The sequence below is a fragment of the Thermodesulfatator autotrophicus genome, from assembly GCF_001642325.1.
In the GTDB taxonomy this organism is placed as follows: domain Bacteria; phylum Desulfobacterota; class Thermodesulfobacteria; order Thermodesulfobacteriales; family Thermodesulfatatoraceae; genus Thermodesulfatator; species Thermodesulfatator autotrophicus.
Genome location: NZ_LSFI01000019.1, coordinates 31638 through 45342 on the forward strand (window position 1 = coordinate 31638; position 13705 = coordinate 45342).

General features: G+C 44.2%; 13 protein-coding genes. 11 read left to right on the forward strand and 2 right to left on the reverse strand.

Annotation, left to right across the window (positions count from 1 at the left end; genetic code table 11):
• Positions 1–70: 70 nt before the first annotated feature.
• From TH606_RS05040 to TH606_RS05050, 3 genes are all read left to right on the forward strand, one after another.
• Positions 71–2134 (forward strand): DNA internalization-related competence protein ComEC/Rec2, encoded by a 2064-nt coding sequence (locus tag TH606_RS05040; RefSeq protein WP_068541834.1) that lies wholly within the window; start codon positions 71–73, stop codon positions 2132–2134.
• A complete protein-coding gene (locus TH606_RS05045) occupies positions 2131–2550 on the forward strand; it encodes an archease (protein ID WP_068541835.1) in 420 nt (139 codons plus the stop codon). Before TH606_RS05040 ends, TH606_RS05045 begins: the two co-directional genes overlap by 4 nt.
• A 71-nt stretch (positions 2551–2621) precedes the next feature.
• Positions 2622–4178: an ASKHA domain-containing protein gene (locus TH606_RS05050; RefSeq protein ID WP_068541836.1), complete on the forward strand. Its 1557-nt coding sequence runs from the start codon at positions 2622–2624 to the stop codon at positions 4176–4178.
• 70 nt (positions 4179–4248) lie between these two features.
• Here TH606_RS05050 and fusA read toward each other — a convergent pair whose 3' ends face one another.
• Positions 4249–6306, reverse strand: coding sequence for an elongation factor G (fusA, locus tag TH606_RS05055; RefSeq protein WP_068541847.1), 2058 nt, complete (start codon positions 6304–6306; stop codon positions 4249–4251).
• Between the two features lie 59 nt (positions 6307–6365).
• On the opposite strand from fusA, the gene plsY reads away from it, so the two are divergent.
• The 6 genes from plsY to TH606_RS05080 all read left to right on the forward strand — a co-directional run bounded on the left by plsY (position 6366) and on the right by TH606_RS05080 (position 10927).
• Positions 6366–6971 carry a glycerol-3-phosphate 1-O-acyltransferase PlsY gene (gene plsY / locus TH606_RS05060; protein WP_068541837.1) on the forward strand — a complete coding sequence of 202 codons (606 nt, stop codon included), beginning with the start codon at positions 6366–6368 and terminating at the stop codon, positions 6969–6971.
• Between the two features lie 388 nt (positions 6972–7359).
• Entirely contained in the window at positions 7360–7794 is a 435-nt protein-coding gene (locus TH606_RS05065; protein WP_068541838.1) for an RrF2 family transcriptional regulator, read from the forward strand.
• Positions 7787–8446: a nitrite/sulfite reductase domain-containing protein gene (locus TH606_RS05070; RefSeq protein ID WP_068541839.1), complete on the forward strand. Its 660-nt coding sequence runs from the start codon at positions 7787–7789 to the stop codon at positions 8444–8446. The genes TH606_RS05065 and TH606_RS05070 overlap by 8 nt, the downstream gene beginning before the upstream one ends.
• 116 nt (positions 8447–8562) lie before the next feature.
• Positions 8563–9672 (forward strand): hypothetical protein, encoded by a 1110-nt coding sequence (locus TH606_RS05075; protein WP_068541840.1) that lies wholly within the window; start codon positions 8563–8565, stop codon positions 9670–9672.
• Positions 9673–9732: 60 nt separating this feature from the next.
• Positions 9733–10038 carry a cation:dicarboxylate symporter family transporter gene (locus tag TH606_RS11990; protein WP_197460511.1) on the forward strand — a complete coding sequence of 102 codons (306 nt, stop codon included), beginning with the start codon at positions 9733–9735 and terminating at the stop codon, positions 10036–10038.
• 10 nt (positions 10039–10048) lie between these two features.
• Positions 10049–10927, forward strand: coding sequence for a dicarboxylate/amino acid:cation symporter (locus TH606_RS05080; RefSeq protein ID WP_269451045.1), 879 nt, complete (start codon positions 10049–10051; stop codon positions 10925–10927).
• Here TH606_RS05080 and TH606_RS05085 read toward each other — a convergent pair.
• Positions 10924–11625: a DUF429 domain-containing protein gene (locus TH606_RS05085; protein WP_082863527.1), complete on the reverse strand. Its 702-nt coding sequence runs from the start codon at positions 11623–11625 to the stop codon at positions 10924–10926. The genes TH606_RS05080 and TH606_RS05085 overlap by 4 nt on opposite strands.
• A 67-nt stretch (positions 11626–11692) precedes the next feature.
• Between TH606_RS05085 and TH606_RS05090 the strand changes: the two genes are divergently transcribed.
• Together TH606_RS05090 and TH606_RS05095 are read left to right on the forward strand one after the other, a co-directional pair.
• On the forward strand, positions 11693–12613 hold the full coding sequence (locus TH606_RS05090; RefSeq protein ID WP_068541842.1) for a ThiF family adenylyltransferase: 921 nt from the start codon (positions 11693–11695) through the stop codon (positions 12611–12613).
• A gap of 14 nt (positions 12614–12627) precedes the next feature.
• On the forward strand, positions 12628–13251 hold the full coding sequence (locus tag TH606_RS05095) for an RNA methyltransferase (protein WP_082863528.1): 624 nt from the start codon (positions 12628–12630) through the stop codon (positions 13249–13251).
• The last annotated feature ends 454 nt before the right edge of the window (positions 13252–13705 follow it).

A 13705-nucleotide genomic window follows, 5' to 3' on the forward strand; every position in this document is an offset into this window, starting at 1 on the left:
TTTAACACTCATCTTATTCTTCAGCCGGCCTAGCTGGCCAAAATTATGGCCTTTTCTCCTGGCAGGTCTTTTGGCCTTCTTTTTGGGTTTGAAAACATTCCCTCCGCCTCAAGAACCTGGCCTTAAAAGCTATAAAGGTAATTTTGCCTTCGTACTTGAAAGCCCGCTTATTCCCGGTGAATGGGCCAAGCGCGGCGAAGTGAAACTTCTGCCTTCAAACCACAAGGCCATACTTTATTTTCCAACTTACCTCAACCTAACTCCAGGAGAAAAATTCACGGCTTTTACTACGTTAAGGCCACCGCGAGGGCATCTAAATCCCTTTTCTGGAAGCCTTGCTCGTGAAAAAGTGGCTCAGGGATTCAAGTTCACCGGCTATGTGCGCAAAATAGAAATATACGAGCAAACAGAAAAGAGGCCCGTAGCTACTATTAGGGCCAGGCTTTTTGCCTTTGCCGCCAATCTTTCGCCACAAGCCAGAGGCCTCTTTGAGTGCTTAATCCTTGGCGAAAAAAGAAATATTCCCCTATCTGTCAGGGAAAAGTTTGAAAAAACCGGGCTTTTTCATCTTCTGGCAGTTTCAGGGCTACATATCGCCATTTTGTTTGGGCTAATCACCTTTGTTTTTCGTAAAAGCTTATTGGTATTCCCGCCAAGCGTCACCACAAAGCTTCTCCATAAATTTACAGCCAAACAATGGTGCTATTTATGGGCCTTCCCCTTTGTTATGGCCTACGTTCTGGTTTCTGGGCCGAGCACTTCGGCCTTAAGGGCCTTTGTTATGTTTGTCCTCTACGGCCTGGCCCTCTGGTGCTGGCGCAAGATTTGCGGGTTTGACTTATTGGCTTTAGCGGTAATTATAATCCTCTTATTTCAGCCAGAGGCCGTGGGATCACTTTCCTTCAGGCTCTCGGTAAGTGCTGTGGCCGGGCTACTTTTCGCTCATGGCCTGCTCAAAAAATTGCCTGAAGATTTGAATCCCATAGTCAAATACGTGGTAAATGGCCTGGGTTATTCCTTTGCCGCCAGCCTTTTTACCGCCCCTTTTATTTTCTGGCTCAAAGGCTCAATTTCGCCCTGGGCACCAATAACAAATCTAATTGCCATTCCCTTTTGGGGCTTTTGGGTGCTACCCCTTGAGTTTTTAGCTGCTTGCCTGGCCCTTTCAGAACTTCCCTGGGCTAATATTCCTGCTGAGCTTGCCGCCAAGGCAATTTCCTGGCCGACTCCGCCTCTTCCCCAGATAACTTTGCCCTATCCTGTGGGTGCTTTTTTACTCACTTTCACCTTGTTAGCTTTAGCCCTATTTCTTATCCGCCTTAACCGCCTACTGGCCGCCGGCCTTGGCCTTTTTTCTTTTGCCCTGGGATTTTTCTTCTATCAGGCAAACCAAGAATTAAGATATGTAATGATTTTAGACGTAGGCCAGGGAAGCTGCGCGGTGGCTAAGACTGGAGAGAAGAATGCTATTTTGTTTGACGCTGGCCCAGCCCGTGGTCCTTACGACAGCGCCACCTTTGTGACCATCCCCCTTCTCCGCAAAATGGGCCTTTCACAAGTTCAGGCGGTAGTTATCTCTCACCTTCAGGCAGACCACGCCGGTGGGCTAAAAAGCATTCTTAAGGCCTATCCTCAAGCCCAGGTTTTTAGCTCTGAAAAAATTCCCTTAACCTTAAATCACCTTAGCCTTTATCCCGCTAGTAGTTCTTTTGGGGGGAATGACTCAAGCCTTGTGGCAAAACTTAACCTGAGTGGAACAATCTTTCTATTTCCAGGAGACATAACCCGAAAAAGAGAACTTCTTCTCACTGGAAAAGACTTAAAAGCCGATGTCCTGATCCTGCCTCACCACGGTTCCAACACCTCTTCAAGTTACCCTTTTCTTAAAAGAGTGGAACCAATAGTAGCTCTTTCTTCATCTCGCTGGCAAAAACATCCTTCAAAAGAGGTCTTAAATAGGCTGGCCAGTCTGGACATCCCTCACTTTAGCACCAAGACTTCTGGAGCCTTAACTATTATCGTAGAAAAAGGGCATCTATTTCTTTGCGAAGAAGTTAAAAGACGTAAGGCCCCTCTTTTAAGGCGGGCATTATGGCCTTATTTTAAAACTGGTTGCACGGAGGTGAGACTATGAAGCCGGGATACGAAACCTTTGAACACGGGGCTGACATCGGAGTACGCGGCATTGGCAGGACTCTGGAAGAAGCCTTTATAAATGCGGCCAAGGCCCTGTTCAGCTTGGTGGTAATTAATCTAGAAGAAGTAAAGCCTAAAAAAGAAGTCTCCTTTGAACTTTCCGCAGAGACCCTTGAAGACCTTTTCATTGAATGGCTTAATCGGCTCCTTACTGAAGCTGGTATGGAAAACCTGGTTTTCTGTGAATTTCACTGCGAGATAAAAGACCTTAAGTTAAAGGGACAGGCCAAAGGAGAACCCATAAACGAAAACCGTCACGAATTAGGCGTAGAAGTAAAAGGGGCCACTTACACTATGCTTAAGGTGGAAAAAATTAACGGCCTGTGGCTGGCCCAGTGCGTGGTAGACGTATAAAATTTCTCTGTTAACTTCTAATTTTTAGGATTGCTTAAGGCCTGAAATTTCATCATTGCAGAAGACATTTTATGCCTGAGATACCTGTAGCCCGGGAAATAGAACTCAACTTTGATAAGCCTTCTTTGGCTGACCAGCGGGCTGATGAAGCCCGGGTGAGACAGAAACTTGCCGAAATTTTAGGGGAAGAGCCCAGGATTCCACTTTCTGTTTTAAGAAAGCTGCCACAAACATTAAGGGACAATGACTTTCGTGTTAAAGCCCGTCTTCTTTTTGATGGCCACCTCTGGCATCTTGCTGAAATACTTCCCTTTAGTACGCAGAAACCCTTTTTGGGCCTAGGTATTGACCTAGGGAGCACAGGCATTGTCATATATCTTTTTGATTTTAAGAGCTTAAAAGTAATTAAAGAACATCACTTCAAAAATCCTCAAATTCCTTTTGGAGAAGACATTCTTAACCGCCTGCATTTTGCTGATAAACCTGAAAGACGCCAAAAAATTCACCAGGTAACCATTGAAGCCCTGCGCGCGGAAACTAAAAAGCTTCTCGTCAATCTTCCGTTAGAGTCAATTTATTACATGGCCATCTGTGGTAATACCACCATGAGCCACTTTCTCTTAAATCTTGAGACCAGAAATCTTTATCGTGAGCCTTATATCCCTGCGGCCAGCTGGATAGATACGCTGAAAATAAAAGAACTTGGCCTTCATGGCCATGAAGAAGGCCTTCTTTTTGTTTTTCCTAATCGGGGAAGCTATTTTGGCGGGGACCTCCTGGCAGGAATCCTGGCCACAGGGCTCCATCGTCACGAAGAGGTAAGCATTCTCATAGACGTAGGCACCAACGCTGAGGTAGTTCTCGGTAACAAGGATTTTTTACTAGCCACCGCTGGCGCAGCAGGCCCAGCTTTAGAAGGTGGAATTCTTGCCTGCGGCATGCAGGCTGCTCCTGGAGCCATCTCGCGGGTGCGAATCAAAAAAGGGCCTTATTCTATTGAAATTGAAACCATAGACGGAGAAAAACCTAAAGGCATCTGCGGTTCAGCGGTGATAGACCTCCTTGCCCAAATGTTTTTGGTCGGCCTTATTGACCAGCGCGGCAAGTTCCTTCCCGAAAGGTGGAAAGAACGATTCAAAGAAATAGACGGAGAACTTGCCTTTGTTTTGGTGCCAGCAGAAGAAAGCGCCACGGGTAAAGAAATTTACGTAACCCAGGGTGAAATAAAAAGTATCATTCGCTCCAAAGGAGCCATGTACACCATCCTTACGGTTCTCTGCCAAAGTGTAGGCTTAACCTTTGAAGATATTGCAAATTTCTACATAGCCGGAAGCTTTGGCAACTACATTGACCCCGAAATGGCAGGGCTTATTGGTATGATCCCTGATGTGCCTATTGAACGTTTTAAAGCCATAGGCAATGCTGCTGGCGCTGGGACTATTTCTTTCCTGAAAAATAAAGAATCTTTTGGAGAACTAAAAGAAATACTAAAAAACTTGACCTACTTTGAGATGAACGTCCAGCCAGAATTTATGCAACTTTTAACCGGGGCCCTCTTTATCCCTCACACCAATGAAAATCTATTTCCCAATGTGAGTAAAAAACTCAAAGAAAAAGGCCTTATTTAAGCCGCTTCGCCTGTCCCAAACAAAACGAACCTTGCAAGCGAAGTAAATCAATTTTTTACAGGGCTAAGATTTATTTTGCCTGGACTTTAAGTGCTTCTTTTTGGTCAAACCTCACAAATTTCATGTTAAAGCTAGCCCTTCCCTGAGTGGCTGAACGCAAAGCCGTAGAATAGCCAAAAAGTTCAGCAAGGGGTACTTCAGCTCTAACAATTTGTATCGGGCCTTTGGCTTCTATGTTGATTACATGCCCTTTCCGCTGATTCAAGTCACTTATCACTTCTCCGAGATATTCCGAAGGCACCGTCACCTCTAATTCCATAATGGGTTCAAGAAGAACAGGCTGGGCTTCTTTTAAAGCCCTCACCAGGGCCTTAACTATCGCTGCTCTGGCAGCCATTTCGTTAAAACTTCCACCTGGAAAATTTATGTCTAACAATAACACCTCTACATCTGTTACTGGATAACCCTGAGGGCCACTGGCTCCAAGGGTGTCTTCAATGGTTTTAAGCAGCAGTTTAAGCTGGTCTTCACTAACTTTTCCTTCAGGGATCAAAGAGCCTATAAGGTTACCTTCTCCGCGTTTTCGTGGCCTGACCAAAAGATTTACTTCGGCGCTTAGACGTTCATCGCCTATCTGTTCGTCAAAAAATTCTATAACTTCTGCTTCCTGGGTGATGGTTTCACGATAGATTACCTGGGGCTTGCCTATCCGTAACTCCAGGCCAAAATCACGTTTTAGACGCTCAAGTATTATCTCTAAATGCAGTTCACCCATGCCGGAAATGATCCGCTGGCCGGTATCTTTATCTATTTTGACGCGAAAAGTTGGGTCTTCCTGGGCAATTTTGGCAAGAGCTTCTTCTACTTTTTCTTCTTCGGCCCGGGTTTTAGGTTCCACCGCTATGGAGATAACAGGCTCATAGGCCCCGATAGGCTCAAACACAATGGGGTGGGCCGGGTCACATAATGTGTCTCCTGTGACGGTATGCTTAAGTCCCATGGCTGCCACTATATCCCCGGCACCGGCCTTTTCCAGGCGTGTTCTTTTAGCGGCATGCATCAAAAATAACCGGGCTATCTTTTCCTTCTTGTTTTGAGTAGCGTTAAGAACGCTTTTTCCTACCTCAATAACACCTGAATAAAGGCGCAAATAGACCATCTTACGCCCTTCAAACATTTGTACCTTAAAGGCCAGGGTTGAAAAAGGAGCCGCTTCATCAGGGGGCCTCGTTTCTTCTTTCCCGGTAAAAGGGTCAGTGCCCTTAATTGGTGGAATATCAAGCGGAGAAGGTAGATAATCAACGATGGCATCAAGCAAAGGCTGAACACCCTTGTTTTTTAAGGCTGAGCCAGCTAAAATGGGAGTGATTTTTCGGGCAAGCACTCCCTGGCGAATAAGCCCTTTTATCTCAGATAAAGAAAGTGGCTCATCGGTCAGGTACTTTTCCATAAGCCTTTCGTCAAATTCCACCACGGTTTCAATAAGTTCTTTTCTAAAACGATTTACTTCTTCCTGTATTTCTTCAGGTACCGGATAAAAATCGTATTTTTCACCCAGGCTTTCTTCGTCCCAGAGAATAAGTTTTTGAGAGAGTATATCTATGACGCCTTTAAAGTCTTCGCCTTCGCCGTAGGGGAGGGTAAGGATTACCGGCTTAACTCCGAATTTTTCTTCTATTTGTTTGACAACCCCAAAAAAGTTAGCCCCTATGCGGTCCATCTTGTTTATAAAGGCAATCTTTGGCACTTTAAAGCGCTCGGCCTGGTGCCAGACTGTCTCTGACTGGGGCTCAACCCCTCCTACGGCACAGAAAACCCCTACGGCACCATCTAGTACTCGTAAGCTTCTTTCCACCTCGATGGTGAAATCAACGTGGCCTGGAGTGTCTATCAAATGGATTTCGTGATTTCGCCAGTAACAGGTAGTGCAGGCCGCGGTGATAGTGATACCGCGTTCTTGTTCTTCAGGGAGATAATCCATGGTGGCCTGGCCTTCGTGGACCTCGCCTATCTTATAAATACGGCCTGTGTAATAAAGGATCCGTTCGGTAAGGGTGGTCTTCCCGGCGTCTATGTGGGCAATAATGCCTATGTTTCTAATTTTTTTAATCCTTGCTTCTCCGGCCATCTTTGGCATATTACCTTTTTCAGAATCTATTTGCCAAGAATTTTTGACTGAGGGATAACATGGAAAAGGCTTATTTAATATTTATCTTGGCCTATCTTTTAGGGTCAATACCCACGGCTCTTTTAGTGGCCAAGCCTTTTGGTATTGATCCGCGAAAACACGGCAGTAAAAACCTGGGAGCCACTAACGTAGCCAGACTTTTAGGGAAAAAATGGGGGCTTTTAACCCTGCTGGGAGACATGGGTAAAGGGATAATACCAATGTTGTTGGCCCTGTATTTTTTCAAAAATCACCCTCAAAAAGATTTTTTAGTGGCTGGAGTAGGTTTTTTTGCCTTCTTAGGACATCTTTTCCCAATTTATTTGAAATTTCGCGGCGGAAAAGGTGTTGCCACAGCGGCCGGTGTCTTTTTAATGCTTTGTCCTGTGGCCTTAGCTATAGCTTTAGTAGTTTTTATCCTGGCAGTAAAAATAACAGGCTTTGTATCCGTTGGTTCTCTTTTGGCCTCAGCTCTGGTCCCCTGCCTCATACCCTTTATCTGCCCTAATAGGATTGATTTTTATACCGCCCTGATTATGGCGGCTTTAATCTGGTTCAAACATCGGGATAACATTCGCCGTCTTATACGAGGTGAAGAAAAAAGCTGGGAAAAAAACCAGAACTGAGCTCCAACCGCCTCGTTTGTCATGAGCAAAAGTATCTACTCGCAGTGACAACTGAGCCAGTCATTGCGGGGCCTCGTAAGGCCTAAGCAATCGCTGAGACAGCTTCGCTTGTCCTGAGCGAAGCGAAGAATCTCCGAGACTGCTTCGTCGCGCTTGCGCGCTCCTCGCAGTGACAAAGAAGGTTGTCATTGCGAACCACGTTCCCCTTCTCGTCATTGCGAACCACGAAGTGGCGAAGCAATCCCTCTCCGAGGCGACACCGTCGGCAGTAATCTCAACCTAAAATTTAGAACAAACAGAAAAATTTTTTATTTTGTTTATTCCCAGCCCTTGACAACAAGTAATAAATTAGATATTTAAATATTTAAACTATTTAAAGGAGTTAAATATGGCTGGGCCAATTTTAAGAATTTCTGATGCTTTGGCTTTGGGGCTCCATGCAATGGCTTACTTATCTTTGGAACCTAAAAAGGCCAAAAGGGTAAAAGAAATTGCCGTCAAACTTAATGCTTCTGAAGCCCATTTGTCTAAAGTTTTGCAAGCCCTGGCGCGGGCTGGATTACTTAAAGCCACCAGGGGTCCTAAAGGTGGTTATATGTTGAATAAAAAGCCCGAAGAGATTTCTCTTATTGATATTTATGAAGTGATAAGTGGCCCGCTGGAAGACCAGCGCTGTCTTTTTAAGAAACCTTTATGTGATGGAAAAAATTGCATACTGGGGGATTTATTACGTTCGGTAAACCATTTAGTTCGCGAACACTTTTCTAAAACCACTCTTAAAGATACCCAAAAAATCAAGTTCAAGGAGGCCAATGATGCTTAAAGACGGTGAAAAGGGAGCAGTGCTTCAGCGTGACAAGGAGACATATGCTATTGTTCCCCATGTGCCTTTGGGAGTAGTTACCCCGGAATTTCTGAAAAAAATAGCAGAAATTGCGGAAAAGTATGGCGTTAAAGCTATGAAGCTCACCAGTGCTGATAGAATTGCCCTGGTGGGTCTTAAAGAAGAAGACATTGACAAAGTTTGGGAAGAGCTGGGTGTTGACCCTGGAGCGGCAGTTGGGGCTTGCGTGCGCAGTATAAAAGTCTGTCCAGGTACTACTTTTTGCCGCTTGGGCCAGCAGGATTCTTTAGGCTTAGGAGCTGAACTTGATAAACGCTATCACGGATATCAGCTTCCAGCCAAATTTAAAATCGGGGTAGCAGGCTGCATTAATGATTGCTCTGAAACCTGTATCAAAGACTTGGGTTTTATAGGAAAACCCAAAGGCTGGACAGTAAGAGTTGGAGGCTGTGGCGGAGCAAAACCCGGGCTTGCCCAGGTTTTAACGGAAAACGTATCCACTGAAGAAGCTCTGGCTATAGCCGATAAAATAATTAAGTTTTACGAAGCCAATGCCAAAAAGACTGATAGATTAGGCCGTTTGATTGGCCGTATAGGTTTTGAAGAGTTTAAGAAAGAAATTCTTTCATAACCCCCCTCCTTAAAAGAGGCCCGTTTGGGCCTCTTTTTTTAAAATAAATTTTAAACTTTTCTCGCCTTTTATTCGATTATAAGATAAAAGTTCAATCAATACTTGAGGGGTGACTCATGCGATACAAACTTTTTATTTTCTTGATAGGTTTAATGTTTTTATGTGTCAGCTGTGGGGGTTATAATGTAAAACAGACTTTGGCTCCAGCTCATCCCCCCCAGGGGACAACCCATTTACCCAAAGTAGTGATACTACCTTTTGCTGATTACGGCTCTTCGTCTGTTTGGGAAACGTGGCGCAAGAATGTCTTTATTGTAGAAGCCCTTGAAGATGAACTCCTTAAAGCGGGTTTGGCTACGGTGCCAGTGGAGCAGGTTAACCAATACCTCTTGAACCAGGGAGTTATTAAGCCTGTAAAAACTTATTATCCTGAGGCCGATTCTTCTCTTTTAGCCATACTTGAAGGAGACTGGTCTCCTGAAATGAAAGCCGAAATCTGGCAGGCCATTGAGCGCAATCAAAAATCTCAAAAAATAAAAGAGGAAAAAACTCGCCCCCTTGATACGAAAATGATCATGGACCTTGGCAAAACTTTCGGTGCTCGCTATGTGGTGAGGGGAAGAATTATTGACTTTGAGGCCAGGCATTTTCGTTCCCTTAATCCATTTAAAAGTGGCCTTCTACCTTTTGTAGTAAATCTTGGTTCGCGTACAGTTTTTGGGGTGGCAGATTCAGAAACTTATGAGGCTCTTAACTTTGCTGCTACTGGCGGGATAGCCGGAGGCTTAATAGATGCTTCGTGGGAAGGAGCTGGAATAGGGGCAGCCGCAGGGCTTGCCACGGTGAAAAGCGGAAAAACCAATCAGGCAAAAGTACAACTGCGAATTTATATACAGGATACATCTACTGGCGAAGTAGTCTGGACAGGGCGTACCGAAGTAGAGGTAACCCCTCAAAGTGTATTTGCGAATAAAACCTCTGATGATTTATTCAAAAAGGCCGTTGAAGAGGCGGTTTACTTTCTAGTAGCCGACTTTTCTCAGGCCCTGGCCCAGGGAAAATTAATTGCTCCTACCAGGGAAGAAATTTCTCCCATAGTTGAAGAGGCTAAAGCTGCGGCTCAGGAAGCAAGAACCGCTGCAGCGGAAGCCCAGGAGGCGGCTAAAGAGGCCCGAAAACAGGCCGTAAAAACAGAAAGAATATTTGAAAAAACCCTCACTAAATAAAAAAGAAGGGCCGGTAAGGCCCTTCTTTTCATTTTCCCTTCTTCATGGTAAACGCAATTCATGCGTTTTTTAAAAAGCATTGAAAACCAGACTCTTTTAGCTATAATTCTGGGGATTTTTATAGGGCTTTATCTACCCTTTTTCCCTCCCAAGATAGCTATTGTAGGCGATATTTTTCTTAGATTGTTAAAGATGGTTATTGCCCCTTTAATATTTGCTTCTGTCTTTATTAGCCTTTCTGGCCTTGGAAGCCTGGCCAAGATTAAAGATATCGGTTTTAAAACTCTAATTTATTACTTTACTACCACCTCGCTAGCGGTTATCACGGGCATTTTTTTTTGTAAATATTATAAATCCTGGGCATAACGCTAATTTTATAGGGGCAGAGGGAGAACCTGTTGTTAAAAGTTTTTCCATTGAAAGCCTGGTAAAAAGCATCATTCCGGAAAATCCAGTAAAAAGTTTGGCTAATAATGAGGTGTTGGCTATTATCTTTTTCGCCCTTTTATTGGGCATGGCTACTCTTTCTTTGAAAGAGGCTTATCAGCAGAGGCTTTTTTCCTTTTTTGAAGCTTTAAACGAGGCCTTAATCACTTTAATACGCTGGATTATCAGGATAACTCCTTTGGGGGTCTTTGCCATTGTTAGCAATATAGTGGCTAAAAAGGGACTTGAGCCTATATTTGAGCTTTCTTCTTACGTGATAACCGTTGTTTCTGCACTTGCCTTTCACGCCATATGCACCTTGAGTCTGCTGTTATTCGTTTTTACCAGGGAAAAGCCCTGGAGGTATTTTCTAAAGGTAAGAGAGGCACCCCTTCTAGCTTTTTCAACAGCTTCCAGTTCGGCTACATTGCCGGTATCTTTAGAAGTTGCCGAGGAAAAGGCCAAAATTCCCCGAAAAGTGACAGGTTTTGTCCTGCCCCTAGGGGCCACGGTAAATATGGACGGCACTGCCCTTTATGAAGCGGTGGCAGCCATGTTTATAGCCAACATCTATCAAGTTTCCCTGAGTTTGGCAGACCAAATCATCATCTTCTTGACGGCTACTTTGGCTTCTATTGGAGCGGCGGCTATTCCCAGTGCCGGCTTGGTTACTATGACCTTGGTTTTACAGGCCGTAGGGCTTCCTTTAGAAGGAATTGGCTTAATTCTGGCGGTAGATAGGTTTCTTGATATGCTGCGCACTTCAGTCAACGTGTGGGGAGACTTAGTGGGCTGTAAAATAATCTCTCACCTGTTAAATAAAAATTAAAACCAGATTTGCATTTTTAACCCGAAAGTATCTTTTTCTGCCTCTTCAGGAATAACTCTGGCTTCTTTCAGGTAAATTTTTTTGGCGGCAAGAAGGCAGGCGTAAGCGTCAAGTAAATCTTTACGCAAGCTGGCTCTTATTTGGGATAGGTTAAAACTTAAGCTCCTGAATAAATGGCTCTTTTCCAGAAGCATTTTGCGTTTAGCAAATCCTTCGGTTGAGTGTTTGGAAGGAATAGTCTTTTGAGCCTCGCTCCAGAAAACCAGTTCAGGATGTGTTTCATAAACATTTAGGGGTTTATAAAGTCTCAAATATTCATCAAGTTCTTTTATTTTGGGGAGCAAATTGAAACTTTGAAGCGAGAGTTTAAGCCCGAGTTTTTTAAGTTCTTGATAGGAGTTAGCCAAGAAGGCCTTCCGGGGAGGTGGACTAAAAATACTGGCTCTCCTTGGACCTAAAAGTTTACGGGCCATTCTGTCACAGGTTCGCCCTCCTGGGACATAGTTTTCTAGAAGGCCAATGGGCATATCAAAAGCGTAAATATCAGCTGAAAGGGGAAATACCTCTTTTACGTTGGTCAGGATAAGAACATCTTCTTTGATAAAAACTTTAGAATCAGGAAGAAAAACACCCCTGATTACCAACCAGCCGTTGCGGCAACCATCAATACCTGCCAGAATAACTTTGTTTTCCGTGATTTATACCTCGCTTATTTTGGCCGATAAAATATCAAAAAATATGGCTTGCTAAAAGGAGATTAGCAATATGTGGCATTTGATACAGAAAAGTCTTTTGGGGCGCAAGTTAGAGCGATACAACATAAGGAGTGAGGATTCTTTTTTTGAAGAAGTATTCAGGCCTCAACGTGGTTTGATTTCAGAAAAGGAGCAGGAAAAGTTGAAAAGGGCCACCGTGGCTATACCAGGTTTAGGAGGAGTAGGTGGCACTCATCTTGTATCTCTTGTTCGCACAGGGGTAGGCCGGTTCAAGCTGGCTGAATTTGATGTCTTTGAACCCAGGAATATTAGTCGTCAATATGGGGCCCGGGCAGACACCCTGGGGCGCCCAAAAGGCGAAGTCATGCTTGAGGAGGCCTTTCGGATAAACCCGTTTCTTCAAATTGAATATTACAAAGAAGGCATTACCCCCGAAAATATAGATGCTTTTTTAGACGGAGTAGATGTGATTTTAGATGGAGTAGAGTTTTTTGCCATAGAGGCCCGTAAGCTATTATATGATACCGCCAGGGCTAAAAAAATACCTCTTATTACCGCTGCACCTCTTGGTTTCAGTGCCTCTTTATTGATTTTTGATCCGGAAAAAAGCCCTTCTTTTGATGAGTATTTTGCCATAAAGCAAGAGATGTCTCCTACAGAGAAGGCCTTACTTTTTGCGCTGGGCCTGGCTCCCAGGCCTTTTTTCCTCAGGTATCTTGACCTTAAAAGTATAAACCTGAAAGCTGGTCAGGGGCCAGCTTCAGTTATTGCCTGTTATTTATGTAGTGCTCTGGCAGCTATGGAAGCGGTAAGAATTATTCTGGGGAGGCCGGGTTTAAAGCCAGTGCCTTATTATCTTCAGGTTGATCTTTATCTTCGCAAGTTACACGAAGGTTATCTCAAAAAAGGCAATAACAGTCCAACTCAAAGGCTTAAGTTCTTCTTCTTAAAACGAAGATTAGGTCTTTAATCAAGCGGATTCAAATGAGAAGCAAGGGCCTTTTTTACCAGTGCCACCTTTGCCAGTTGCGTTTTCCGTCACTTGAGGAATTAAAATATTGCCCGGCCTGTGGTGGTCAGCTGGCATTGAAAGCTATTCGTCTCCTGGAAACCGACGATTTTGATTCTCCTTATAAAAGGATAGAGCCTCCGTGCGTGGCTGTTCTTGAAAATGTGCGTAGTGCCTGGAATGTAGGTTCTATTTTGCGCACTGGTGAAGCCGCGGGGTTTTCTCATTTTTACCTTGGCGGTATTACCCCCACCCCTGAGCACAAAGGAGTGGCTAAAACTGCCCTTGGTGCAGAAAAGAAAGTCTCCTGGAGTTATAACCCCAACACCCTGGAGGTAATTCGTGAGCTAAAAGATACAGGTTATTTTATCCTGGCCCTTGAAACTGAAGGGAGCATCCTTTGGCACCCTGATATGTCGTTACCAAAAGGCCCGGTAGCCCTGGTGGTGGGCAATGAACTTTGCGGGGTGGACCCGGAGCTACTTAAAGAGTGTAACCTGGTACTACGGCTTCCCATGAGGGGAGGCAAATGTTCGCTTAATGTAAGCGTGGCTTTTGGAGTGATAGCTCTCTGGCTTTCTGCCAGGAATCTAAAGTGAACCGCCCTGGATTTGCCAGAGACTTTAATGTGTGAGTCCCGATAACTTAAACGACCCATATTTACTATACTTATAACATCCTTCTTCGTATTCTGACGGCGGTATATAACCAGTGGACTCCATTAGCCTATGGTTGTTATACCAATGCACCCAGCAAAGCGTCTCTGAACCCAAGATCAAAAAAGCCATGTTTTATGTTTTTAGCTCTGTTCATAAGTATTTCGGGGATATGTCAGGGAGGTTATTATGCATCAAGTAGCCATTAATAGCCGCTTTTATGCTGTATTTTTAGATACCCAAATGGCAATGTCTTAACTGCTGTAGCCCAGGCCTTTTATAATTCTTTATTAAAGTGTAAATTCCTGAAACCTAGATTTTTGCTGGTGATATTTTTACAGATGTTTCCCTAGCTTCTTGATTTCAAACCATAGTGTTTCGTCAACTGTGTCCGCAG